Origin of the sequence: Hominifimenecus sp. rT4P-3 (assembly GCF_051055405.1) — a bacterium.
Classification (GTDB): Bacteria; Bacillota; Clostridia; order Lachnospirales; family Lachnospiraceae; genus Pseudolachnospira.
The window spans coordinates 369,075-393,576 of record NZ_CP167068.1; the positions used below are offsets into that span (position 1 = coordinate 369,075).

Consider the following 24,502-nt stretch of genomic DNA (forward strand, 5'->3'; position numbering starts at 1 on the left):
TTATAAGAAAGAAGAAGCAGCCCTGCCCGGCGTTTTACTACGCCTGGCAGGGCTGATTTTTCTTTCGCTTGACGTCGGCCTGGCGGCCCTTTTATCTGGTTGCAAGGTTTTTTTGTTTATGGTATACTAGTATCACGGTAAAACGGATATTTTTCCCTTTTATGGGACGACATCTTCCATTGGCAAGGGTGTGTATGCTCTCATTAATGGAAGATAGGAATAGATCAAATTTGTAGGCTCTGACTGGAAATTGGCGGAGCTGGAGGGTGAGAATGAAAAATGACGGTACAATCCGAGGCCGATTGAAGATGACTCTTTACTGGCCCTTTTATGTACTGCCCGCAGTTCTAGCGGTGGCGCTGATTGTCTGTGTCCTGGAAAGCGGGGCTGTAGCGGCGGCGTTGATTTTTGCGTGCGCATATACCATCTTTTCCTGTTGGTGGTTTTTGTTTTGGAAACCTCGCCTGACCAAGGAAATGGTGAATTTTGCCACGTCCTTTGATCATGTTCAAAGGAAACAGTTGGAAGAGATTCCTATCCCCTATGCGCTGGTGGATGAAAAAGGAAACTTTCTCTGGATGAACCGGAGTTTTGAAAAGATTACCTTTGAGAATCCTCATTATCAAAAGCACTTAAGCAACCTGTTCCCGGAGCTTTCCGACCGCCTTCCAGGGGAGGGGGAGCAGAAAACCGATCATATTCATTTTGAAGGAACGGATTTTCGGGTAGAGATGCAGTGGATTCCCTGCGATACGCCGCTGATTTCGGTGAGTCTGTTCGATGAGACGGATCATCTGGCTACCTTGGCAGAGATGGAAGAACAAAAAGCGGCGCTTGGTTTAATCTATGTGGACAATTACGAGGAAGTGATGAATAGCACCGAACAGGTCAGGCAGTCCCTCCTGGCGGCGCTGATTGAACGGAAGATTAACCAGTATTTTGGCGCCCATGAAGGCATTGTCCGCAAGATGGAGAAGGATAAATTTTTCCTCCTGTTAAAGCAAAAGGGGCTGAAAAAGGTAGAAGAAGAGCGGTTTCAGATCCTAGAGGATGTGAAGTCTTTGAATATTGGAAACGAGACTTCGGTTACTTTGAGTATCAGTGTAGGCGTAGGCGGAGAAACCTATGCGAGAAACAGCGATTATGCCCGTATGGCCATGGATTTAGCACTGGGACGCGGCGGAGATCAGGCAATCGTCCGAAATTCGGAAGGGAATAAATATTTCGGAGGAAAGACTCAGCAAAAGGAAACATCCACCCGGGTGAAGGCCAGAGTAAAGGCACAAGCTTTAAAGGAACTCTTGGCAACAAAAGACCAGCTGCTCATCATGGGTCATAAGTTGGCGGATTTTGACTCCTTTGGCGCTGGAGTCGGCATTTTCCGCGCGGCGAAGACGCTGGGAAAGAAAGCGAGTATTGTATTGGATAACGTGACTTCTTCGGTGCGTCCCATGAAGGAGCGCTTTGAGGGGAACAGCGATTATCCGGAAGATATGTTTATCAGCGGCGAGCAGGCGTTGGAGCTTTTGGATGAGAATACGACGGTGGTGCTGGTGGATGTCAATAAACCCAGTTACAGCGAGTGTCCGGAGCTGGTGGGCCGGGCGTCCAGCATCGTGGTGTTAGACCACCACCGTCAGGGCGGCGAGACTGTGGAGCGCGCTACCTTATCCTATATCGAGCCCTATGCGTCCTCTGCCTGTGAGATGGTGGCGGAGATTCTCCAGTATTTCTCGGATGACTTGAAGTTAAAGACCGTGGAAGCGGAAGCGCTTTATGCCGGCATCGTGGTAGATACGAATAATTTTTTAAGCAAAACCGGCGTTCGGACCTTTGAGGCCGCCGCATTCCTGCGCCGCAGCGGCGCGGATATGACGCGGGTAAGGAAGCTGTTTCGAGAGCGTATGGAGGACTACCGTGCGAAAGCGGAGACACTGCGGAACGCAGAGATTTTTGAGGAGGCGTTTGCCCTTGGGATCTGTCCCAGCGAGGGCATTGAGAGCCCGATGATTGTCGGCGCCCAGGCCGCCAATGAGCTGCTTGGCGTGATCGGCGTGAAGGCATCGATTGTGTTCACGAAATTTGAAGATAAGGTTTATGTCAGCGCCCGCTCCATTGACGAGGTGAATGTGCAGTTGATCATGGAGCGTTTGGGCGGCGGCGGCCATTTGGGTACGGCAGGTACTCAGTTAACTGGATGCACGGTGGAAGAGGCCAAGGCTCTGGTGAAAGAAACCATATTGCAGATGTTAGAAGAAGGAGCTATTTGATATGCAGGTTGTATTATTACAGGATGTAAAAGCGTTAGGGAAAAAGGGCGATGTCGTAAAGGTAAACGACGGATACGCAAGAAACTTCATTTTGCCGAAAAAATTGGGGGTAGAGGCAACCGCCCAAAATCTGAATCAGTTAAAGCAGCAAAAGGCTTATGAGGCAAAGCTGGCGGCCGAGCTCTTAGCGGAAGCAAAGGCTCTTGGCGCCGAGCTGGAGAAAAAGACGGTGAAGTTGGCCGTGAAGGTTGGAGAAGGAGGCCGGCTTTTCGGCGCGATTTCTTCCAAAGAAATTGTACAGGCCGCGAAAGAACAGTGCGATTTGGAACTGGATAAAAAGAAGGTAGTGTTGCCGGAACCCATTAAGACCTTGGGAACCCATCTGGTCCCGGTGAAGCTTCATAAGGATGTAACGGCAAATTTAAAGGTGGAAGTAACGGAAGCATAAGGAGACACATTATGGAAGAGGCTCTCGTAAAGCGGGTGCAGCCTCATAGCATTGAGGCCGAACAGACGGTGATCGGTTCGATGATCCTGGACAATGAGGCGATCTCCGTTGTGGAAAATATGATCACCGGAGCAGATTTTTACCATCGCCAGTACGGCATCATCTATGACGCGATGATTGAGCTTTACGAAGAAGGTCGACCGGTGGATTTGTTGACGCTTCAAAACCGGCTTCAGGAAAAAGATGTGCCGCCGGAAGTCAGCAGTATGGCCTATATCGGAGAGCTGATCGCGGCGGTTCCGATCTCAGCCAATGCAAAGTATTATGCGGAAATTGTGGCGGAAAAAGCGGTTCTTCGCCGGTTGATTAAAGCCAATGAAGAGATTGCCAACGCCTGCTACGCAGGAAAAGACAGCGTGGACAATATCTTGGCGGACACGGAGAAAACCATGTTCCAAATCTTGAATCGCCGGAGAAGCGATGACTTTGTGCCGATTCAGGAGGTTGCGTTAAACGCTTTGGAGCGGATTCATAAGGCATCGAAAAGCAAGAATCCGGTGACGGGAATTCCGACGGGTTTTACGGATTTGGATTACCGGATGGCGGGACTTCAGCCCTCGGACTTGATTTTGATTGCGGCCAGGCCTTCCATGGGAAAGACGGCTTTTGTTTTGAATATTGCCCAGCATGTCGCCTTTAAGAAGGGACTGTGCGCCGCGATTTTCAGTCTTGAAATGTCAAAAGAACAGTTGGTAAACCGGCTGTTTGCGATGGAGTCCCGGGTGGATTCCCAGGCGATCCGAACGGGAAATTTGACGGATGACGACTGGGACCGGCTGGTAGAAGGGGTCAACACGGTAGGTCGTTCCAAGCTCATTATTGACGATACGCCAGGTATTTCCGTTGCGGAACTGCGAACCAAGTGCCGGAAATATAAGCTGGAATTTGGTTTAAGCGTGGTTATTATCGACTATCTTCAATTGATGAGCGGCAGCGGACGCGGCTCCGATAACAGGCAGCAGGAAATTTCAGAGATTTCCAGATCCTTAAAGGCACTGGCTCGTGAGTTAAATGTCCCTGTGCTGGCATTGTCCCAGTTAAGCCGTGCCGTGGAATCTCGAAATGATAAGCGGCCGATGTTATCAGACCTTCGGGAATCCGGCGCCATTGAGCAGGACGCGGACGTGGTGATGTTTCTATACCGGGATGATTATTATAATAAAGACAGCGCTACGAAAAATATCGCGGAAGTGATTGTGGCCAAGCAGAGAAACGGTCCTGTCGGGACCGTAGAACTGGTATGGCTGCCGAATTATACAAAATTTGTGAATATGAAAAAGTAAAGAACGCCTGCATAGCAAAAGCCAGCCTGCTGCTATGCAGGCGGCTGTGCTTCTGAGGGAGATTGTATATGGATAAAAGGAAAAATCTTAGTTCAGGATTAAAATTTTACTTTTACACAAAACATTCTAAACAAATATGATTCTAATAGAAACTTATGCAAAAATATGAAAGACAAGAAGAAACTCGATTGATTTTTGGGGCAAATGTGGTAAAATGATGGGAAGAGATGGGGCGCAGTCTGTAATAAAGTCTAATAAGGGGAAAGGACTTAAAAAGGAGGTAAGTATGATTTACTGCGCAAAGCATCTGGTGGTTGGTGATGGAAAAACCTATGTCAGCGACGGCGCGGTGTGTGTGGGCAAGGACGGAAAGATTGCAGGGGTAGGTACCAGGCCAGAGATCATAGCCCGATTTCCGGAGGAATCTGTGGTGGATTATGGAGAGGCGACGCTTCTGCCGGGCCTTTTTGACATGCACGTACATTTTGGCTACTATTATAGCCAGCCGAATCAGGAGGACTTCGACGACTATATGATTGCCTATTATGCTGCGGAGCAGGCAAAACAGGCGATCCGCCTGGGAATCACCACTGTACGGGACGCGTGTTCCTGTCACGACCTTTGTAAACGGCTTCGCCAGGCGGGAGAGCGGGGATATCTGACCGTTCCCCGGATTTTCCATACGGATACGGGGATGTGCATGACAGGCGGCCATGGTCATGACGATGGTATCGCGGAGGTGGATGGTCCCTGGGCCATTCGAAAAAAGATCAGAGAGCAGATTCGAGATGGCGCGGACTGGATTAAACTCCTGACCAGCAATCGGGCGGAAATTCCGGAATACACCCAGGAAGAGCTTGACGCCGCGGTGGATGAAACCCATCGGGTGGGTAAAAAATGTGTGGTACATGCGGGAATCCAACCGGCGATTCAGATGTGTATCGACGCAGGGTTTGATACCATTGAACACGGTACTTTTTTGACGGTGGAACAGGCGGAACAGATGGCGAAGAAGGGAATTGCCTGGACTCCCACGATTACCGCGTATACTGTGCTTTACGAGTTCACGAAGGAAAAGATGGAAGCGGGTGTGGACCCGTCGGATCGAATTGGAGCAAAAGCGATTCGGGATATGGCGTTCTTTGAGCCGGCCTACTTCGCATATAAAAATAACTTTAAAAAGCTGTATGATACCGGCGTGACAGTGCTGGCAGGCAGTGATATGGTGCTTTATGGGGCTCCGCCGCTTCCGATTAACCGGGAGTTATCGCTAATGGTGGAGTATGGAATCACCCCTCTTCAAGCGATTCAGACGGCTACAGGAAATCCGGCCAAGGTACTGGACATTGAGTCTGTAACCGGCCAGTTAAAAGAGGGCCTGGAAGCCGATATGATTGTCGTAGCGGGAAATGCGGCGGAAGATATTTCGGCACTGAACGCACTAAAAGTAGTGTTTATGAGCGGAAAGGAAGTATACCGTCCAGAGGCCTAGGCGCCTTTGGGGGAACGAAAATGAAAAGATCGTATGGAAAAGGTCATTGGACAGAAGAAAAAGCACCTTTTCTATGATTCAGGTACATTTTATTGACATGGGCGCCTTTTTGACCGAGAATCGGATTCGAAAGGGCGCCCTTAGAATGTAGAGCATATGCTGCCTTTTTATTCTATAGAAAATTCTTGGTTCCTTTCTATCGACAAGGTATAAAAAACTAAAGAAAAATTTAAAGTCTCTATAGCCTTTTCTTAAATATCTATCTCTATAATAGAGAACAAAGAAAGGTTTTTTGTGTTGGTCTTGTAATAATTTGTAGGGGGAATTTGTAGATGTTTCAGTTTTTTATACAGTATTTGAAGAATCCGAGAAGTATCGGGGCCGTTGCTCCCAGCGGAAGGTTTCTTGCACAAAAGATGATGGAGCCGATTGAATTTTCTCGTGCCAAATGTATTGTGGAATATGGGCCGGGTACTGGTGTTTTTACCAGAGAGCTGATCAAAAGAAAAAAAAGAGAAACCATATTGATTCTAATCGAATACAATCTGACCTTTTATCAAAAGTTGAAAACAGAGTTTGGAGGACGGGAAGACGTCCACATTATCAATGGAAGCGCAGAGAATGTTCGGGAATACATCGGACAGCACGGTATTTTGACAGCGGATTATATTGTTTCCGGCTTGCCTTTCGCCTCGCTGCCAACGAAAATGTCTGAGAAAATTTTAAAAGAGACTCAAAACGCCATAGGGGAACGCGGACGCTTTCTGACGTTTCAGTATACAATGCTGAAACGAAAATTTTTTGAACAATATTTTCATATGGCTGACTGCCTGTTGGAATTTTGGAATCTGCCGCCTGCCTATGTGATGGTTATGACATCGAAAAAGAGGATGTAACAAAAGAAGAGGTATTTTAGTATTTTCGAAACATTTGCTCCATCTCTTGATAAGAACTGGTGACTGTCAGCGCAAGAGACAATAAAATCCGCGCTTTCTGGGGTGGAAGCGTATAAGAAGGGAAACAGTTTTCCGAGGACTCAAAATGAGGATCGCGGCTGACAATCCCATGGCCAATACGGGAAGCGCGTACCACAGGAATATGGCGGTCAGCCAGTTCCCGAATCTTTTCTTTCCAGGCAGCGCTGTAATTTCCACTTCCTGTTCCGGATATGACAAGCCCTTGGGCTTTGGAGGCATAAAAATCTAAGGCGTCTACAGGAGCTCCGGCGTAAAAGGAAAGGATATCTACGCGGGGAAGCCGCGTGAGACTGCTGATATCGAAGCAGCTGGCTGTGGTATGGACGGCTAGACTTTCATTCAAAAAGTAACAATCCTCGTCACGCATGTAGCCAAGGCAGGATAAATCTTGTTCGTTAAACGCGTCTGTTTTATAGGTGTTGACTTTTTGTACGTCGCGGCCGGAATAAATACTGTCGCAAAAACAAACAAGGACTCCTTTTCCAAAAGCCTCCGGCTTAGCGGCTAGATGGATTGCCTGAAAAAGGTTTAGCGGCCCGTCTGCGCTGGTAGCGGTGGATGGACGCATGGCGCCGGTCAAAATGACCGGCTTTTCTGTTTTTACCGTCAGATTTAAAAAATAGGCGGTTTCATCCAAGGTGTCTGTTCCATGGGTAATGACAAAGCCGTCGATATCACTTTTTGCCAGTTCATTGATCCGCCTTGCCAAAGAGAGCCATAGAACGTCATTGATCTCATTGCTGTCAACGCTGCAGATCTGTTCTACTGTAAGATGAAAATAGTCCGGAAGGGGAGGCAGCGTTTTTATCAGTAGATCAGGGGAAATACTTCCGGCCTTATAACCGCTTGTTCTTCCTGCTTTTCCTGCCCCAGCGATCGTACCGCCGGTTGCCAGCAGATGAATGTGATAGGAACGGCTCATGGTGGCGGTCTCCTTTCAAAATCATCGAAAGATCGGATAGAAAAGGGAAGCGTAATACGCTCCCCTTTCGATTTTTATAAGACTGACAAGAAGCCTGACGGCGTCATGCCCAAAATAAAGGTCAATTGTTTTCTTACTGGTTGGTCTCTTTGTTTGCCAAGTATTCATTGACCGTGTTTACCAGCTGGTCACAGTCCATTCCGTGTACCATGCAGGCCTCTTCCAGGGATTCTCCCTGGGAAGAAGGGCAGCCGATGCAGTGCATGCCGGCAGCCATCAGGATCGGCGCGATGCTGATATCTTTCTGAAGAATTTCACCGATCAGCATATCTTTATTAATGGTAAAAGCCATGGATTTGTTCCTCCTTTTTCCTCGTTTGCGCAGGTTTTTTCTCCTAGCAAAAGCTTTCTAACTTCGGTATCAGTATAGCATAGAGACAGGGGATTGTCCAGCGGAAAGCAAGGCTGAAAACAGTTTGTATGAGTATAGTTTATGGAAAAATAGCACGGCTATTCCAAATAATTTTGAAAGTCATTTTTCCTACTTTTTTTCGCGTAGAAGCGACATCTAAGATGGAAAACAAAATTTTACTGGAAAATAAAACTTTCACTTGAATTCTAGGGGAGCATGTATTACAATAACCTAAAATCAATCTTTTAGGAGGATATAGTTATGGCATATGTAATTTCTGACGAATGTGTAAGCTGCGGCGCCTGCGAAGGAGAATGTCCGGTAAGCGCAATTTCCGAGGGCGATGGAAAATATGTAATTGACGCAGATACCTGTATCGATTGCGGTACCTGTGCAGGCGTTTGCCCGAACGAGGCGATTTCTGAGGGCTGATTCGTCGTTGAAAAGCATTTTATAAAATGCAAAAATAAGAAAAAAGAACGTTGGGCGAAGGATGCACAGCGTTCTTTTTTCGTTAGGAATTCCATTTTACTTCTGCTTTCCAAAAGGAAAACGTTTCTTTTTGATCTTGACAACAGGAGCTTTTGCCGCTGCTGCCTCGGCGCGCACTTTGTTTTTTTGCTGCATGGCGCGCAGCGATTCGTCAAGGCGTTTGAAGCGTTCTTCTTCCTGTTCCTCCCGTTCCCGGAGCACATAATTCATTTCTTTAACGAGCTTATCCCCCACTTGGTTACTGACCTCTTTGCTGAGAGTATCGTTGTTCCTGGCGAGGGCTTCCGCCATGATGTTGGTCATGATATTCTGGAACTGTTCCATCTTTGCGGCCTGAATCACTTCTGCATTTTCTTCCGTAGGAAGAGCCAATTCTTTGGTGTCAGGCAGGAGCTTGTCTCCACCGAGAAGATCTTTGATTACCCGGAGTTGATAGCCTTTATTTTTTAGTTCCTGAATTTCCTGGAATAAACGGATGTGCTCTTCAGTATAATAGCGATGTCCCAATTCGTTCCTTGGTATTTTAAGTGCCAGCTCATCTTCCCAGTACCGTAAAACATGTGCCTCTGTGTTTGTGATTTTAGAGGCCTCGGATATTAGATAGCGTTGTTCTTCCATCTTGTCCCCCTTCCGGTTCCTGCGACCTATTGCTGATGGGGAGGACAGGCCTCCACCTCTTTCATTATATGTCAGGAGGAATGAGGAAAGCAAGAAAATATCATCGTTTTGTTTCGACAGCAGACGGAGGATTTTTCGCGAAAAAACGAAAAATCCTCCGTCTATCTGCTATACTGTTTGAATGCGCCGACTCCATAGGATGAAGTCGGCGCATTTTTAGATATTTGCCAACGACTCTAAGGCATTGCCTTTGATGATACTGTCATAATGCTCTTCATAATAAAGTTCTGTTCCGTTTACCGTGCGCAGGGCGGTTCCATATTCCACGATTCGGTTGCAGAGACGATTAAAATCCTCTGGTGGATGACCAGCGCTGTTCACTGTTAGATAAAATAACCCGTCTTCCGCTTTGTAGAGAGAGTTTTCTCCCACTCGCAGTCCATGGAGGGCATGAGCCGCGTCGATAACATGATCCAACTTGGCAAACCGAAAACAGCGCGTCCGCACGGAAGATTCCGGCTTCTGCTTTTCTACATACCGATTCAGCGCGTCCAACATATCGCCGACTCCGGAAGGGAAAGACAAATCCAATTCCTCCTCGCCATCCGGAATGCTGAGCTCATCCACATCCGCCGGCATAAATTTGGCGAAACGCGTATCCAGCTCTTCCGGATCATCGATTTTCGTTATGATTAACATAATCCCGTCGCTGGAAAGAGGGATTGCCTCTATCATCAACGGGATATCATCCGCTTCAAAACCTACTTCAGTCGTGGCGCGTTGAATCATCTCTCGAAATAACACACGCGCTTTGTCTGTCCCGTAGGCAAGCTCTCGAAGAGTCAGCTGACGGGCGGACAAATCGTTTCGATTTAAAGTACAGCGGATTTGATTTTCACTGATACGTTCTATTTTCATGATCTCACATCCCATCTACCTCTGTCTTTTCATTAGTATACCCCAAATACTTTATGAATGTAAAGGAAATAATATGTTAAAAAGGTTAAAATTTTATAGTCCAGGAATGCAATATATGATACAAAACGTGCCGGACAATTGCGTGACGAATATTGACTATTTTTGTAAAATAAAGTTCGAGATGAACAGCGTTCGTGGAGACCAATACGGGAAGGAATTATTTTCATCTCAAAATACGAGAGCAGGGGCTGCGTATGAAACAAACATCTCTAATATATCACGAAGAATATCAGATCTTACTAAAAACGCTGCTTGCCTATCAAAAGGCTGGTATTGCTCTGACTGTGGAGGGAAAGGCGAAGTCCGCGGAGGATATCGCTGATTTGTGTGTAGTCAGGGAAGCCGGAGCCTATATGAGGGACTATATTCAGGACGAGCGGGGAAAACTGATAGAGATACGGTTTGACAAAGTATTGAGCGATATCTAAAATGGACGCACTGGAGAATCTTCTGCCGAAGAGAAATTTCCTTGATTCCTGAAGAGCGTTTGAAAATTACCATGTGTTGTGTTATAATCATCAAAGATGAAGGAGGTATTTCATGAGCTCGACGAACGCGAAACGCAACAAAAACCTTCCCGTATTGGTAGTCGCCGTCCTGATCTTCGTCGTATTGGTTGCAGGAATCATCTATGAAGTGATTCATATGAATCGTCCTTCGAAGGAGCGTGCGGATCTTGGCAAGGTTTATCCGGTAGAAGAGGGTTCTGCCGTTATTATATCCAATGGGGTGCTTTCGGAAACGCGCGCAGTCTGGGAGGCAAAACGTGCGTATTTGTCTCTTTCTATTGTGCAGAAAGAATTAAACAACTGCTTTTATTGGGATAATACGGAACAGGCTTTGGTTGTAACCACAGCGAATGAAGTTGCAACTGCTCTTCCTGACACATTGGCATCTGGAGCGCCTGTTTTTCTTCAGAGGGACGATACGATCTATGTTTCTTTAGATTATGTCGCAAGATATACAAATATTCAGGTGGACACTTATTCGAATCCGAATCGGGTATTTTTGCGTACTCAGTGGGGAGATAGCGTAACGGCAGATGTAAAGGAAACTGCTCAAATCCGGACGGAGATGGATGTGAAAAGTCCGATTTTGACGGACGTAGAGCCTGGCCTTGGCCTTACTGTTTTGGAACAGGAAGAAAAGTGGTCGAAAGTCTACGTGCGGGATGGATATGTCGGGTATATCCTCAACGAAGACTTAAAGGATGTTCATACGCAGACCGATCCTGGACCGAATCCGTTGCCGGAGTATACGAGGACCACGTTGGATGGAAAAGTTTTTCTGGTATGGCATCAGGTGTTCGAGGAATCTGGTCTGAATGCACTGGACGATTTACTGGCCAATGCGGAAGGAGTGAATGTACTGGCTCCTACCTGGTTTTCTATCAAGGACGAGGAGGGGAACCTGGAGTCCAGGGCCAATCATGATTATGTGCAAAAAGCCCATTCCAGAGGTCTTCAAGTGTGGGCTTTAGTGGAAAATATCAATATTGAAGGTGTCAATGCAGATCGGCTGTTGAATGTCACATCTCATAGAACCAATTTGATTAACGGTCTGATTCAGTATGCGGAAGAATATGATTTGGACGGGATTAATGTAGATTTGGAAAAACTTCCTTCTTCCGCCGGGGATGGATATATCCAGTTTATCCGGGAACTTTCTGTCGCGTGCCGAGGGAGAGGGCTGATCCTTTCCGTAGACAATTATGTCCCATCGGCCTGGACGGAACATTATCACCGAAAAGATCAAGGGATCGTGGCGGATTATGTGATTATTATGGCATATGACGAGCACTATAATGGCTCGGACGCTGGGTCTACAGCCTCGGTGAATTTTATTCGTCAGGGAGTGGAAGACACGTTAAAGGAGGTTCCGGCGGAAAAGGTAATCACAGCGCTTCCTTTCTACACAAGACTCTGGAAAACAGAAGGCTCTGAGCTGTCTTCGGAAGTAAAGAGCATGGATGAAGTTCAGACCCTGATTTCTTCCGGAACGTACAATGTGACATGGCAGGAGGAACTGGGACAAACGTACGCTGAAATGGAGCAAGAGGGAATTACCTATCAGATCTGGGTGGAGGATGAGGCGTCCATAAAAGCCAAGCTTGCTGTCGTCCAGCCATTTGATTTGGCAGGGCTTGCAGGTTGGAAGCTTGGCATGGAGGCGGACTATGTCTGGAATTTGATCGCGGAGGCTTTAAATATATAAGCTTCTCTGTGTAATCAAAATACCCCGCGGCTTTGCTGCGGGGTATTTTGATTACAGAAATATTTGTTGAAAAGGAATTTTGGCGGCGGATAGAATTTCTTCTTCTCTCTGGTGACAGGTAAAGAGGAAAATCTGTCCGCTGTAATTTTCCGATAGCCAATGCAGCGTAGCCGATAAGCGTTCGCTGTCATAGTAAACAAAGCTGTCGTCCAAAAAGAGAGGCATCTGTTCATCTGGCCAAAGAAATTCGATACAGGCCAGGCGAAAGGCCAGATAGACCTGCTCGATGGTACCGGTACTGGCCTGGTAGAGGGGAATCCTCTTTTCGTCTTGAATCAGAGAAAAACTCAGATCTTCGTCGATGGCAAGGCCGGTGTATGCGCCATCTGTCAATCCTTTTATTAACTCGGAAGCCTTTTCTTCTAAGAAAAAGCCGAAGGAATCAAATACGGTGGAGGAGAGTTCCTGCATGGTATCCATGGCTAAGGTGATCGCAGCAATTTCTTCTTCGATGAGGCGATTTTTTTGAACGTTCTCCTGGATGGCGTCTTTGCGATTTTGCAGAGAGCGGAGAGCCTCTTCTTTTTGTTCGGCTAACCATTGCTGACGGCGTGCCTGTTCCAGCTGCTTTAGAAGCTCAGGCTGTTTTTGCTGGGCCTTTAACAACGCGTCCATATCCTGATGCAGGGTTTGATGGCTTTGTGAGATCGTATGGAAAAGGTTCCGGCAGTGAGTCAGCCGTTCGGTAAGGAGCTCGGCTAATTCTTCGTCCGGTACGTCTGCTTCTTCTCCAAAATGATATTCGTAGATTTCACGCATGATACGGCAGTCGTCCCGGTAGTCAGCAGATGCTTCCCGCCGCCGGCCAAGCCGTACCGACAAGGTTCCGCTGACAATGCTGGCGAGAAACGTCAAAACAGCAGGGAGGTAATGATGGGAGAGAACCAAGGTGCAGGAAAACCATAGACCAGCCAAGGCCCCAGCGGCAAATAGGAGACCAGTGATGGCAGCGAGAGGGCGCAGCGCACCCCTCAGCGGTTTTCGGTAATGAGATAAAAATTCCTGGCGGGCATCCTCCAACTCTTCGATTTGCTCCAGCGTATCTTCGATGTCTTCTTCTTGGACAATCTGGTGTTCTTTTAAGCTTTCTTCCCCGCGGGCAATAATGTTGGTCAGTTGCTGATGGTGGGCGCCTAGACGCAGAATTTCCCGGTCCAGAGAATCTTTTTTGTGTTCCAAGGCAGGGAGTTCTTTGCCGGAAGGCATGGTTTTTAATTCCTGTTCCAAAATGTGAATTCTCTTCCCTAACTCGTCATTTTCATGGTCTGCTTCTCGGGAAAAAGAACCTTCCTGTTTCTTTTTTTCCTTCTTTAGAAACAGAAGCGCCTGGGTGATATCCACGGAGGCAGAACCGGAGGAGCGGAGATTGACAATATGGTTTCGAAGCTCATCGGCCAGTTCCGGCCCAGTGGCCGCGCGCAGCTGCCCTACCGATAGGGTATTGGCATAGAGCGCTGGCGAGAGGCCGCAGAGAAGCTCGGTAAAATTGGCGCTGGAAGGAGTCAACTCTTTGGAATTGGTCTCGTCGACCAGGGTACAGGGCTGCGAGCTTTTTTCAAAATTTCGATGAATGGAATAAAGAACATGATCTTTTTCTAGTTCCATCACACCGCCGTAAGTATTACTTCCGTTCCAGGGAAGATAACGGCTGTAGGTATCTGTCCTAGCTCCCCGGCCCCGGCTTCGTTCGATACCGAAGAGCATTGCCTGCAAGAATGCATGCAGCGTGCTTTTTCCACTTTCATTTTCACCGGAAATGAGGTGGATTCCCTGGGAGAAGGAGAAGGTTTGGTTTTCTAGTTTTCCAAAATGATTGATATGAATACGATGAATCTTCAAAGAAAACTCCTTATCTGCTTTCTGTGTTGTACAGCGCCTGCAATCCGTAATATAACGCCTTTTTCCGAATAGGGTCTTCCTCACCGGAAGAAAGGGCGCGAATATAGTAACCGATCAGATCATTAGAATGATCCTGTTCCATGGTTTCCAGGTCATATTCCGGTTCCGTATCGTCGACGATTTCCACGATTCTCCCTGCCTTTTGTAAAAGATCCAAATCGAAGGTGATGTCTGGATCACGAAAACCGGTCAGGCGAATCTTATAGATATCGCCGGGATGTTGGTCCAGATGTGGCTGAATTATGTCGAGAAGATGAGACGTCGACGTATTTCGGTCAGTCTGTATCGATAGCGGAATATATTGGGCGGATGCAACGGGCACCCAGTCCAGCCGTGTTTTATCCTTTGTGATCTCGCCAAAGATATATCCGCGAGGACCAATATCCGTACGGTCCAACGGTTCTGGAGAACCGGGGTATGCGGCGGGGATTTCCTCAAAAACCTGCGGTTGGTGGATATGGCCTAAGGCTACGTACCGAAAACCAGAGCCAGAAAATGAGGAGGGGCGAAATGGAATATGAAGCGCGTCGCCGCCGTGAGCAAGAAGGATATGAAAACGGCCATCAGAAGGCGCCCGGCAGCCTTCATAAAGAGGCTCCCGAATTTCAGGGCGATGATAGCTTAGACCGTGAATTTCCGTGTTAATATCCTCCAGATAAACAGAGGTCATAGTGGAGGCGGTCAAAAACGTTACATTTTCTGACCAGGGATAGTCGAGGTAGGAAGAGCTTTCGGAGAGATAGTCGTGGTTTCCAGCGATCAATACCACATGCGTATGCGTCAGCCTGGAAAATAAATAATTGATATCTTTTAATTCTCTCTTTAACGGTTGCCGGTGAAAAAGGTCGCCGGCAATGAGAAGGAGATCCGCTTGCTTTTCCTCGGCGTCTTGCAGAATCTTTCGAAAGGCAGCGCCAATGGCGTCGGCGCGTTCCTTGCTCCAAGGCTTCCCAGCATCGGGGACAATGCCGAGATGAATGTCGGCGGTATGCAGAAAACGCAAAATATTACCTCCTTACAAAAAACTTGTCATAAAAGTTGCCTATACTGATTATAGTAGATTTAACGGGAGTCTTCAATAAGATTTCGCGGATTTCCGCGAATTTTGTAAAAATGGAAAATAAAAAAATGTATTGGGTACCGCCTTTCCAGATGAGGAAAAATATGGTATGATATCTGTAAATTTATAGAGAGAGGGAAGCGTCATGATAAAAAAGAAAATGATTGCTATGTTGCTGGCGGGAGGACAGGGAAGCCGCTTAGGCGTCTTGACAGCCAAGGTGGCCAAGCCGGCGGTAGCGTTTGGTGGAAAATATCGGATCATTGATTTTCCCTTGAGCAACTGTGTAAATTCAGGCGTAGATACGGTGGGAGTTTTGACCCAGTATCAGCCGCTGCGTCTAAACAGCCATATTGGGACCGGGCTTCCCTGGGATTTGGACAAGCGGGATGGGGGCGTAACCGTGCTGCCTCCCTATGAAAAAAGCAGAGATAGCGAATGGTATACCGGGACGGCGAATGCGATTTATCAAAACCTGGAATATATGGAGCAATATCATCCGGATTATGTGCTCATTCTTTCCGGAGATCATATCTATAAAATGGATTATGAAGAGATGTTGGAATGCCATCAGAAAAATGGCGCGGACGCTACGATTGCTTCGATGCCTGTGGCCTGGGAAGAGGCCAGCCGTTTTGGAATTGTGGTGACGGACAAGAACCATAAAATCACAGCGTTTGAGGAAAAACCAGAAAAGCCTAGAAGCAATCTGGCCTCGATGGGAATCTATATTTTCAATTGGAATCTTCTTCGGGAGGCTTTGATATCCTTAGCGGATGTACCCAGCTGCGATTTTGGCAAGCATATTATTCCGTATTGTTTTGAAAAGACGAATAATCTGTATACCTATGAGTTTCACGGATACTGGAAAGACGTGGGAACTTTGGCTTCTTACTGGGAAGCAAATATGGGCCTGGTGGATTTGGTTCCAGAGTTTAATCTCTATGAAGAGTTTTGGAAGATTTATACGAGGGAGGCGGCGCTTCCGCCCCTTTATATGGCTTCTGGCGGGAGAGCGGAGCGTTCTATTATCGGGGAAGGGTCTTCGATATATGGCACGGTCATTCACTCTGTATTAGGACCAAACGTTTTAGTGGAAGAAGGCGCTGTGGTGCGTGATTCCATTATCATGAGCGGTGTTCGAATCGGGAAACGCGCCAGGATTGAGAAAGCGATTATTGCGGATAACACCGTTGTGGGGGAAGATACGGTCTTGGGCGAGGGCAGATTTGCTGAGAGTAGATTGGATTCCCGCGTGTATAGCAGTGATTTGGTGACTGTAGATGAAGATTCGTCGATACCGGCAGGAGTCTCTGTTGGAAAGAATACCGCGATATCCGGATATACAAAGCCGGCAGACTATCCTGGAGGCCGTCTTCCAGACGGCGGATATATTATAAAGGCAGGTGAGATCGGATGAAAGCGTTAGGGATTATTTTGGCCGGCGGCAACGGCCGCAGAATGCGGGAACTCAGCAGAAAGCGGGCGGTGGCTGCGATGCCGGTAGCAGGCAGCTATCGGGCGATTGATTTTGCGCTGAGCAATATGACAAACTCTCAGATTGGCAAAGTGGCGGTGATTACCCAGTATAGTTCCCGTTCCCTGAACGAACATCTGAGTTCTTCTAAATGGTGGGACTTTGGGCGGAAGCAAGGTGGTCTCTTTGTGTTTAATCCCACGATTACGCCCCAGAATAATGAATGGTATCGGGGAACAGCGGACGCCCTGGCGCAAAATCTGAATTTTCTTCGGGACAGCCACGAGCCTTATGTGGTGATCGTACCGGGAGACGGCGTCTACAAATTGGATTACAATCAGGTGATCGAGTACCACATGCAAAAGGAAGCGGATATTACCGTGGTCTGCAAACAATTGCCGGCGGGAACTGACGTTAGCCGATTTGGCGTGGTGGAATTGGATCCGAATATGAGGATTGTCGGATTTGAAGAGAAACCGGCGATTACCGAGCTAAACATGGTTTCCTGTGGGATTTACGTGGTGCGGCGCCGCCTGCTCATCTCTCTTTTAGAGCAGTGCGAGGAGATGGAATGGTTTGACTTTGTCCGGGACGTGTTGATGCGCCAGCGTAGGGCAAAGAAAATTTACGCCTATCCGCTCCAGGGATACTGGGCAAATATTTCCACGGTAGACGCCTATTATCAATGTAACATGGATTTTTTGGAGCCGGCAGTAAGACAGGAATTTTTCTATGATGATCCGGAGATCTACACGAAAGTGGATGATAATCCGCCGGCAAAATTTAATCCAGGAGCTCTGGTAGAAAATAGCCTGGTGGCCAGCGGCACCATTATCAATGGGACAATTCAAGACTCTGTGATCTTTAAAAAGGTATTTGTGGGAAGCGGCTGCCGGATTCAAAACTGCATTATTTTGAACGATGTGTCCATTGGAGACGGCGTGGTGTTGGAAAACTGCATTGTAGAATCCCGGACAAAAATTCAAGCGGGAACGCAGGTCAGAGGAGAAGAAGGAGCGATTCGAATTGTAACACACTAAATATTTGATGGAATGCGGAGGGAGCGCTGACCTGCGGCTTGAAAGGAAAAACCTCAAGCCGCACGCCGGTGCTTTTTTGTTTCATTTCATAGGAAATTTCAACGAAATTTCCTATGAAATGAAACAAAAAAGCGCTCCGCTATGGATCGCACTGCGGCGGAGAGGAAGATGGCAGCAAAGCTGCCCCGCCGCAGGCGGAGAATTTCGCCAAGCGAAATTCTTTCTTAATTTAATAGGAAATTCCTTATTATTTTCACCAGGATGCTTCGATTTCGTGGATTTTACGTACCAAATCATCATTGACAGGCGTGGGAATTTGATGTTTTTTTCCAAGGCGGATGGTCGTACCTCCGAAAAGGTCCACTTCTGTTTTTCTATGATTGCGAATATCCTGGCACATGGAAGTGGTATTTTCTGGGGCCAGGCCGCGGATCAAATCCAGCCAGCTGTCAATTTCAGCGTCGGCCAGGAAAACGCCTTCCGGCCTGGCTACGGCCTGCACCTCTTTCATGGCGGAAGTGGTCAAGGCGGTAAGCTCCGGGTTTGACATGACTTCCCCATAGGTATATTGGTAAACGGCAGTCACTTGATTGATACCAGTGTTTAACATCATTTTACTCCACTGGTGATGCAGAATATCCTCTGGAATTCTGCAGTCAAGGCCGGCAGAAGTAAGGAATCGCTGGACAGCCAGCAGGTTTTCACTGTGGGAACCATCTTTTTCCCCGATGGCCACATATCCAAGATTTTGATAGGAAACACCGTTGCCTGTTTTCGTAGCGTCCATTCCCTGCACTGTACAATAGAGCAGGTTTTTATCCCCGTACTGGAGGGCAAGGTCGTTCTCGCTGACGATTCCATTTAGCAGCGAAATCAGGATGGTGTCGGGGCTGATGATGGCGGATGCCTGACGGATCGCTTGGGCAAAAGTGGTATACTTTGTCGCAAAGAATACCACGTCCGCAGGTTCGGACGCTTCCTCCCAGGAACAGTAACGAAACAGGCAGGGTTCGCCGTTGGCAAATACACCGTTGTTTTGGTAGCGCCGGATACGCTTGGTATCTGCCATAACAGTGAGCGCTTCCGGTCCAAAATGATCGATCAATTGTTTTCCATACATGATGCCGAGGGCTCCTAAGCCGACAAGAGCTGCATGGCGGATTTGTTTCATCGGAAATTCCTCCTTTTTCTGGTTTCAGTATAACGTTCCTAGGAGGATTTGTCAAAACAAAAGCCTTTCCTCGCTTGACCGCCGCCCAGCCCTTTGTTACAATAGAATCCGGCAAGAAAATGCTTACCTGGACAGGAAAATCCGGGAATACGGAGGAACTCATGAAATTGATTGTAGGGCTGGGAAATCCGGCTGCAAAATATGAAGGAACAAGACATAATATTGGTTTTTCGGTGATTGACCGGTTGGCGGAAGCCCATGGAATCCGAGTGAATACCAACCGGCAAAAAGGGCTTTGCGGAACGGGTATCCTGGCCGGTGAAAAAGTGATGTTGGTAAAGCCGCTGACGTTTATGAATCTGAGCGGAGAATGTATCCGTCCTTTGATGGATTATTATAAATTGGAACCGTCGGAGCTTTTGGTGATCTATGATGACATCAGCCTGGAACCGGGCCAGATTCGAATCCGGGCAAAAGGAAGCGCTGGAGGGCACAACGGGATCAAAAGTATTTTGGCGCATCTGGGTACCCAGGAATTTCCACGGATTAAGGTGGGGGTTGGGGGAAAGCCGGAGCAGATGGACCTGGCGGACTATGTGCTGGGACATTTTAACCGGGAAGAGCAGGCCGCGATGGCGGAAGCCGTAAAGTTGGCGGCGGAAGCGGCAGAAGTCATTCTAACGGATGGCATCAAAGAAGCAATGAATCGATTTAACGCATTTAAGAGGAAGGAAGAACATGACGGCGAGCTTTGATTGTCCCTTAGATGAATTAAGGGAGTACGAAGAGATCAAACAATCCTTAAAGTCAGGGCGGGGACCGCTCTTGATTAGTGGTTGCGTGGATTCGCAAAAGGTTCATTTGGCATGTCAGTTGGCGGAGGATTCGCCGCTTTCTTTGATTGTAACTTATAATGATTCCCGGGCAAAAGAGATCTGTGAAGATGCCCGGTGTTTTTCGGAATCTGTTTTTTTCTATCCGGCAAAGGATTTACTCTTTTATCAGGCGGATATCCATGGAAATCTTTTGATGCAGCAGCGGATGGCGGTCTGGAAACAGATGTTGGAGGAAGGGAGAGGCGTTATTGTCACCACCATAGACGGCTGTATGGACCCGATTGCTGCGCCAAGAGAATTGGAAAAGCGGATTCTTTCATTGGAGACCGGCCAGACATTGGATTTGGCGGATTTTGGAAAACATCTGATAAAGATGGGATATGAGCGGGAAGCACAGGTGGAGGGACCTGGGCAGTTCGCCATTCGCGGCGGAATTTTGGATATTTTTCCTTTGACAGAGGAAGTGCCGGTGCGTGTGGAACTGTGGGGAGACGAGATCGATTCGATCCGAAGTTTTGATATCGAAAGCCAGCGTTCCATGGAAAATGTAACGGTGGTACGAATTTATCCGGCGGGGGATGAATGGGAGACGGAAGGGATGCCAAAGGTATCTTTCTTAGAGTATTTTTTGGAAGATACGCTGTTTTTTCTGGATGAGCCGGCCCGCCTGGAAGAGAAGGCCGACGGCGTGGCGAAAGAGTTTCAGGAAAGCATGGTTCACCGTTTGGAGAAGGGCTTAGAGGATGCGGGGAAGGTTCCGACACTTTTATCCACGGCGGAAGTATTTTCCCTTTTGGGCAGAAAACGGGCGTTGGCGTTGACTGGATTGGAGCAAAAGGGACGCAGTTTAAAGATCGAGGGACGTTACCAGATTCAGGCGCAGACGCTTCATTCGTACCAGGACAACTTTGAAACCTTGATTGGAGATTTGAAACGTTGGAAACGGGAGCATTACCGGGTGGTACTGCTGGCCGGATCGCGGACGAGGGGCGCAAGGCTGGCTTCTAATTTGCAGGACTACGGTTTGGCGGCATTTTTTTCTGAGGAAGAGAAAAAGGAAGTGCATCCTGGTCAAGTGTTGGTGACCTGCGGCAGTATTCATAAGGGATTTTCTTATCCAATGCTTCGCTTCATCGTTCTGGCGGAGAGCGATTTGTTCGGCAAGAATTCCAAAAAGAGAAAGAAAAAGGCCGCTTATGAAGGGCGGAAAATCCAGGAATTTTCGCAGCTTTCCGTCGGAGATTATGTGATTCATGAAAACCATGGTCTGGGAATCTATCAGGGAACGGAACGGATCGAAGTCAGCGGTATTGCCAAGGACTATATGAAGATCACATACGGAGACGGTGGAAATTTATATATTCCGGTGACCCAGATGAATCTTGTTCAGAAATATGCGGGCTCAGATGCGGAAAAAGTTCCGAAGCTGAATCGTCTGGGAGGCGCGGAGTGGCACAAAACCAAGACAAAGGTGCGAGGGGCGGTGCGGGAGATCGCCCAGGATTTGGTGCGTCTGTATGCAGCAAGGCAGAATCAAAAGGGCTTTGTCTACAGCGAGGATTCGGTGTGGCAAAAAGAATTTGAAGAGCAGTTTCCCTATGAGGAGACCGAAGATCAAGCACGCGCCATCGAGGCAGTAAAAGGGGACATGGAGCAGGGCAAAATCATGGACCGGCTGATCTGCGGCGATGTGGGCTATGGCAAGACAGAGGTGGCGATCCGAGCAGCTTTTAAGGCGGTGCAGGATGGAAAACAGGTGGCCTATCTGGTCCCAACTACGATTTTGGCTCAGCAGCATTACAATACCTTTGTTCAGCGAATGAAGGAGTACCCGGTGCATGTGGATTTGCTCTGTCGGTTCCGAACGCCAGGAGAGCAGAAGAAAACCATCGAGAGATTAAAGAAGGGGATGGTAGACATTGTCATCGGAACGCACCGTCTGCTTTCCAAAGACGTCCAATTTAAGGATTTGGGTCTTTTGATTATCGATGAAGAGCAGCGTTTTGGCGTTTCTGACAAAGAAAAAATCAAAACGCTAAAGGAAAATGTGGACGTACTGGCGTTGACGGCGACGCCGATTCCTCGGACGCTTCATATGAGTCTCATCGGAATCCGTGATATGAGCGTGCTGGAAGAGGCGCCGATGGATCGGGTGGCCATCCAGACTTATGTGATGGAGTTTAACGACGAGCTGGTGCGGGAAGCCATTCAGAGGGAACTTGATCGCGGCGGACAGGTGTACTATGTCTATAACCAGGTGAAGAATATCGCGGAGATGACAAATCATATCGCTTCTTTAGTGCCGGAGGCCAGCGTTGTCTTTGCCCATGGCCAGATGCGGGAGCATGAGTTGGAACGGATTATGCTGGACTTTATCAATGGGGAAATCGATGTTCTCGTATCGACCACGATCATTGAGACCGGCCTGGATATTTCCAATGTGAATACAATTATTATTCACGATGCGGATCGGTTTGGCCTGTCCCAGCTTTATCAGCTGCGGGGGCGCGTCGGCCGCTCCAGCCGGACGGCCTATGCGTTTTTGATGTATCGCCGGGATAAGATGCTGCCGGAGATTGCGGAAAAGCGTCTTCAGGCAATCCGGGAATATACGGCCCTGGGGTCTGGAATTCGGATCGCCATGCGGGATCTGGAACTGCGCGGGGCAGGAAATTTGCTGGGTGCGGAACAGCATGGTCATATGGAGGCGGTGGGATATGATCTCTACTGCAAGCTTTTGGGCGCCGCGGTGCAGGAGGCAAAGGGAGAAAAGACTACCGTGGCTGATTTTGAGACGGAGATCGACGTGACCATCGATGCCTATCTGCCCGCGGGATATATCCGCAATGAAGCTCAGAAGATGAATATCTATAAGCGGATCGCCGGCATTGAAAACGATGACGACTATATGGATATGCAGGACGAATTGATTGACCGGTTTGGCGAGATGCCAAAGCCGGTGCAAAACCTGCTGCGGATCGCACTTTTAAAATCTTTGGCCCATGAAGCGTATGTAATTGAGGTGGCTGGAAACCAGGACGAACTGAAGTTTACCATGTTTGCCGAAGCGCCGGTGGAGCCGTCTCGGATCGCGCCAATGATCGAAAAATATAAAGGCGATCTCCGGGTTTCCGTTGGAAAGAATCCTTGTTTTATCTATCGGGACCAAAGAAAGCGAAATACGGATTCACTGAAGATGCTGGAGACGATCCGCAGCATTTTGGAGGATATTCGAAGCTTGCTAGAATAAGAATTTATCGAGATTGCTTACGGAATCATGAAAAATTGGTGTTTTCCGATAAAATTGTTGCTAGAAAAGGAAAAAGGTTTTATAATACCATTAATGTGCCAGAAAGCGCGTACTTTTTGGTTCGTCCGGCAAGAGCCGGAGAATATAACCTTTGGAGGCAGACTATGAAGGGATGGAAAAAAGGAATAGGAGCGCTGTTAGCAGCAGCTTTGATGGTTGGTACGGCGGCAGGATGCTCCACATCCATGGACGAATATGCGACGACGCCGGCGCTGACTTATGGGGATCAGACGATCTATCTGGACGAGGCGAATTTCTGGCTGCGGTATGAGCAGTGGGCCACAGAAGCCCAGTATGGTCTTATGTACCAATATTATGGCTATACCAATATGTGGGAAGCTTCGGCGGACGGAGGAAAGACGTTGGCCCAGCAGATGAAAGAAGATGTGATGGCTCAACTGATTCAGACTTGTATCCTAAATGATCACGCGGAAGAAAAGGGGATTAGCCTGACGGATGCGGACAAGTCTAAGATTGCGGAGCAGATTGCCAATATACGGGATGTTTTTGCAGAGGAGTTTCGGGAATATTCCGATGCCAGCGATGAAAGCATCACGGCCTGGATGGAGAGAAACGCACTGGCCGTCAAGGTATGGGACGCGGTAAAACAGGAAGCGGAGGTCACCGTCTCCGATGAAGAGTGTCAGGAATTTACGATCGAGTATGTAAATATCAGCAACAGCGCAGGAACAGAAACTGCCGGTACGGAAAGTACGGAGGGCGCTGATACGGAAAAGCTGACGGGAGAAGCGTTGGCGGATGAAGTGGAGCGGCGGCTGAACGCGGGAGAGTTATTCAGCGACTTTGCTGCGGAACTGGGAACCACGAGCTCTACCCAGAGTCTTTTGAAAGTAGACCCGGAAAATACGAGTACGCTGTATGCGGAAGGCTCTACGATGAAGACTGGCGAGATTCGAAAGGTTGCGACAGAGACCGGATGGTATGTGATTCAGTGCACGTCGGATCTGGATGAGACAGCTACTGAAGGGAAGCGGGCTTCGGTAGAAAATACCAAGCGGGAAGAGTATTTTAATTCTGTTTATGTCGAGTGGGCAGCGGCGGCGCCGGCTTACGAGGTACAGAAAGCTTGGGATGATTTAAAACTGGACAAGATGATTTATGTGGAGAAGCCGACAGAAGCGACAACGGCAGCGGAAGGCGAGTCCACGTCGGCAGCTGATGAGACAACGGCGGCAGACGAATCGACGACAGCGGCGGATGGGACCACAACAGCGGCGGAAAGCGAGCCCGCGACGGTGGAAGCCGAATCGACGACAGCAGCAGAGACTACGGCAGCAAATTAGGAGAAGAGGAGAGGGCTGCCGCAGGATCAGGAGAAGAGCATTCCCTAGGGGGAGTCTGTTTTCCGGTTCCTGCGGCGGCTCTTCTTTCATCTTGGCAAAAGAGGCTATTAGATGAAGGATTGATTCCCGTCAGGAATACAGATAAGTTGTCCACTGTTTATAGAGGCGGGAGTCATCCC

20 protein-coding genes are annotated in these 24,502 nt (G+C 48.1%); 13 read left to right on the forward strand and 7 right to left on the reverse strand.

The window, feature by feature from the left end; translation table 11 throughout:
• The first annotated feature begins 272 nt into the window (after positions 1–272).
• The 5 genes from ACCC71_RS01760 to ACCC71_RS01780 all read left to right on the forward strand — a co-directional run bounded on the left by ACCC71_RS01760 (position 273) and on the right by ACCC71_RS01780 (position 6,449).
• Positions 273–2,270 (forward strand): DHH family phosphoesterase, encoded by a 1,998-nt coding sequence (locus tag ACCC71_RS01760; RefSeq protein WP_434310733.1) that lies wholly within the window; start codon positions 273–275, stop codon positions 2,268–2,270.
• Position 2,271: 1 nt separating this feature from the next.
• Positions 2,272–2,718 carry a 50S ribosomal protein L9 gene (gene rplI / locus ACCC71_RS01765; RefSeq protein ID WP_434310734.1) on the forward strand — a complete coding sequence of 149 codons (447 nt, stop codon included), beginning with the start codon at positions 2,272–2,274 and terminating at the stop codon, positions 2,716–2,718.
• A gap of 11 nt (positions 2,719–2,729) precedes the next feature.
• Positions 2,730–4,061: a replicative DNA helicase gene (dnaB, locus tag ACCC71_RS01770; protein WP_434310735.1), complete on the forward strand. Its 1,332-nt coding sequence runs from the start codon at positions 2,730–2,732 to the stop codon at positions 4,059–4,061.
• Between the two features lie 286 nt (positions 4,062–4,347).
• Positions 4,348–5,553: an amidohydrolase family protein gene (locus ACCC71_RS01775; RefSeq protein WP_434310736.1), complete on the forward strand. Its 1,206-nt coding sequence runs from the start codon at positions 4,348–4,350 to the stop codon at positions 5,551–5,553.
• A 332-nt stretch (positions 5,554–5,885) separates the two neighbouring features.
• Positions 5,886–6,449, forward strand: coding sequence for a class I SAM-dependent methyltransferase (locus ACCC71_RS01780; RefSeq protein ID WP_434310737.1), 564 nt, complete (start codon positions 5,886–5,888; stop codon positions 6,447–6,449).
• A 16-nt stretch (positions 6,450–6,465) separates the two neighbouring features.
• Here ACCC71_RS01780 and ACCC71_RS01785 read toward each other — a convergent pair whose 3' ends face one another.
• Together ACCC71_RS01785 and ACCC71_RS01790 are read right to left on the reverse strand one after the other, a co-directional pair.
• Entirely contained in the window at positions 6,466–7,452 is a 987-nt protein-coding gene (locus ACCC71_RS01785; protein ID WP_434310738.1) for an asparaginase, read from the reverse strand.
• Positions 7,453–7,585: 133 nt separating this feature from the next.
• Positions 7,586–7,804, reverse strand: coding sequence for a DUF1858 domain-containing protein (locus ACCC71_RS01790; RefSeq protein WP_434310739.1), 219 nt, complete (start codon positions 7,802–7,804; stop codon positions 7,586–7,588).
• A 321-nt stretch (positions 7,805–8,125) separates the two neighbouring features.
• On the opposite strand from ACCC71_RS01790, the gene ACCC71_RS01795 reads away from it, so the two are divergent.
• Positions 8,126–8,296, forward strand: a complete 171-nt coding sequence (locus tag ACCC71_RS01795; RefSeq protein ID WP_434310740.1) for a DUF362 domain-containing protein — start codon at positions 8,126–8,128, stop codon at positions 8,294–8,296.
• Positions 8,297–8,392: 96 nt separating this feature from the next.
• Here ACCC71_RS01795 and ACCC71_RS01800 read toward each other — a convergent pair whose 3' ends face one another.
• Together ACCC71_RS01800 and ACCC71_RS01805 are read right to left on the reverse strand one after the other, a co-directional pair.
• On the reverse strand, positions 8,393–8,974 hold the full coding sequence (locus tag ACCC71_RS01800) for a helix-turn-helix domain-containing protein (protein ID WP_434310741.1): 582 nt from the start codon (positions 8,972–8,974) through the stop codon (positions 8,393–8,395).
• Positions 8,975–9,190: 216 nt separating this feature from the next.
• Positions 9,191–9,892 carry an adaptor protein MecA gene (locus tag ACCC71_RS01805; protein ID WP_434310742.1) on the reverse strand — a complete coding sequence of 234 codons (702 nt, stop codon included), beginning with the start codon at positions 9,890–9,892 and terminating at the stop codon, positions 9,191–9,193.
• A 254-nt stretch (positions 9,893–10,146) separates the two neighbouring features.
• Here ACCC71_RS01805 and ACCC71_RS01810 point away from each other — a divergent pair, with 254 nt between their 5' ends.
• Positions 10,147–10,380, forward strand: coding sequence for a hypothetical protein (locus tag ACCC71_RS01810; protein ID WP_434310743.1), 234 nt, complete (start codon positions 10,147–10,149; stop codon positions 10,378–10,380).
• A gap of 112 nt (positions 10,381–10,492) precedes the next feature.
• Positions 10,493–12,166: a glycosyl hydrolase family 18 protein gene (locus ACCC71_RS01815; RefSeq protein WP_434310744.1), complete on the forward strand. Its 1,674-nt coding sequence runs from the start codon at positions 10,493–10,495 to the stop codon at positions 12,164–12,166.
• A gap of 51 nt (positions 12,167–12,217) precedes the next feature.
• Here ACCC71_RS01815 and ACCC71_RS01820 read toward each other — a convergent pair whose 3' ends face one another.
• Entirely contained in the window at positions 12,218–14,065 is a 1,848-nt protein-coding gene (locus ACCC71_RS01820) for an ATP-binding protein (RefSeq protein WP_434310745.1), read from the reverse strand.
• 10 nt (positions 14,066–14,075) lie between these two features.
• Positions 14,076–15,128, reverse strand: a complete 1,053-nt coding sequence (locus ACCC71_RS01825; protein WP_434310746.1) for a metallophosphoesterase family protein — start codon at positions 15,126–15,128, stop codon at positions 14,076–14,078.
• A gap of 202 nt (positions 15,129–15,330) precedes the next feature.
• Between ACCC71_RS01825 and ACCC71_RS01830 the strand changes: the two genes are divergently transcribed.
• Together ACCC71_RS01830 and glgD are read left to right on the forward strand one after the other, a co-directional pair.
• Positions 15,331–16,605 carry a glucose-1-phosphate adenylyltransferase gene (locus tag ACCC71_RS01830; protein ID WP_434310747.1) on the forward strand — a complete coding sequence of 425 codons (1,275 nt, stop codon included), beginning with the start codon at positions 15,331–15,333 and terminating at the stop codon, positions 16,603–16,605.
• Positions 16,602–17,702 carry a glucose-1-phosphate adenylyltransferase subunit GlgD gene (gene glgD / locus ACCC71_RS01835; RefSeq protein WP_434310748.1) on the forward strand — a complete coding sequence of 367 codons (1,101 nt, stop codon included), beginning with the start codon at positions 16,602–16,604 and terminating at the stop codon, positions 17,700–17,702. Before ACCC71_RS01830 ends, glgD begins: the two co-directional genes overlap by 4 nt.
• Before the next feature lie 253 nt (positions 17,703–17,955).
• Here the strand turns inward: glgD and ACCC71_RS01840 are convergent, their stop codons facing one another.
• Positions 17,956–18,873, reverse strand: coding sequence for a ketopantoate reductase family protein (locus tag ACCC71_RS01840; protein ID WP_434310749.1), 918 nt, complete (start codon positions 18,871–18,873; stop codon positions 17,956–17,958).
• A gap of 161 nt (positions 18,874–19,034) precedes the next feature.
• On the opposite strand from ACCC71_RS01840, the gene pth reads away from it, so the two are divergent.
• From pth to ACCC71_RS01855, 3 genes are all read left to right on the forward strand, one after another.
• A complete protein-coding gene (gene pth, locus ACCC71_RS01845; protein ID WP_434310750.1) occupies positions 19,035–19,628 on the forward strand; it encodes an aminoacyl-tRNA hydrolase in 594 nt (197 codons plus the stop codon).
• The gene (mfd, locus tag ACCC71_RS01850; protein WP_434310751.1) at positions 19,612–22,959 is read left to right on the forward strand and encodes a transcription-repair coupling factor; all 3,348 of its coding nucleotides are present in this window, start codon (positions 19,612–19,614) and stop codon (positions 22,957–22,959) included. The genes pth and mfd overlap by 17 nt, the downstream gene beginning before the upstream one ends.
• A 164-nt stretch (positions 22,960–23,123) precedes the next feature.
• Entirely contained in the window at positions 23,124–24,323 is a 1,200-nt protein-coding gene (locus tag ACCC71_RS01855) for a hypothetical protein (RefSeq protein ID WP_434310752.1), read from the forward strand.
• Positions 24,324–24,502: the final 179 nt, after the last annotated feature.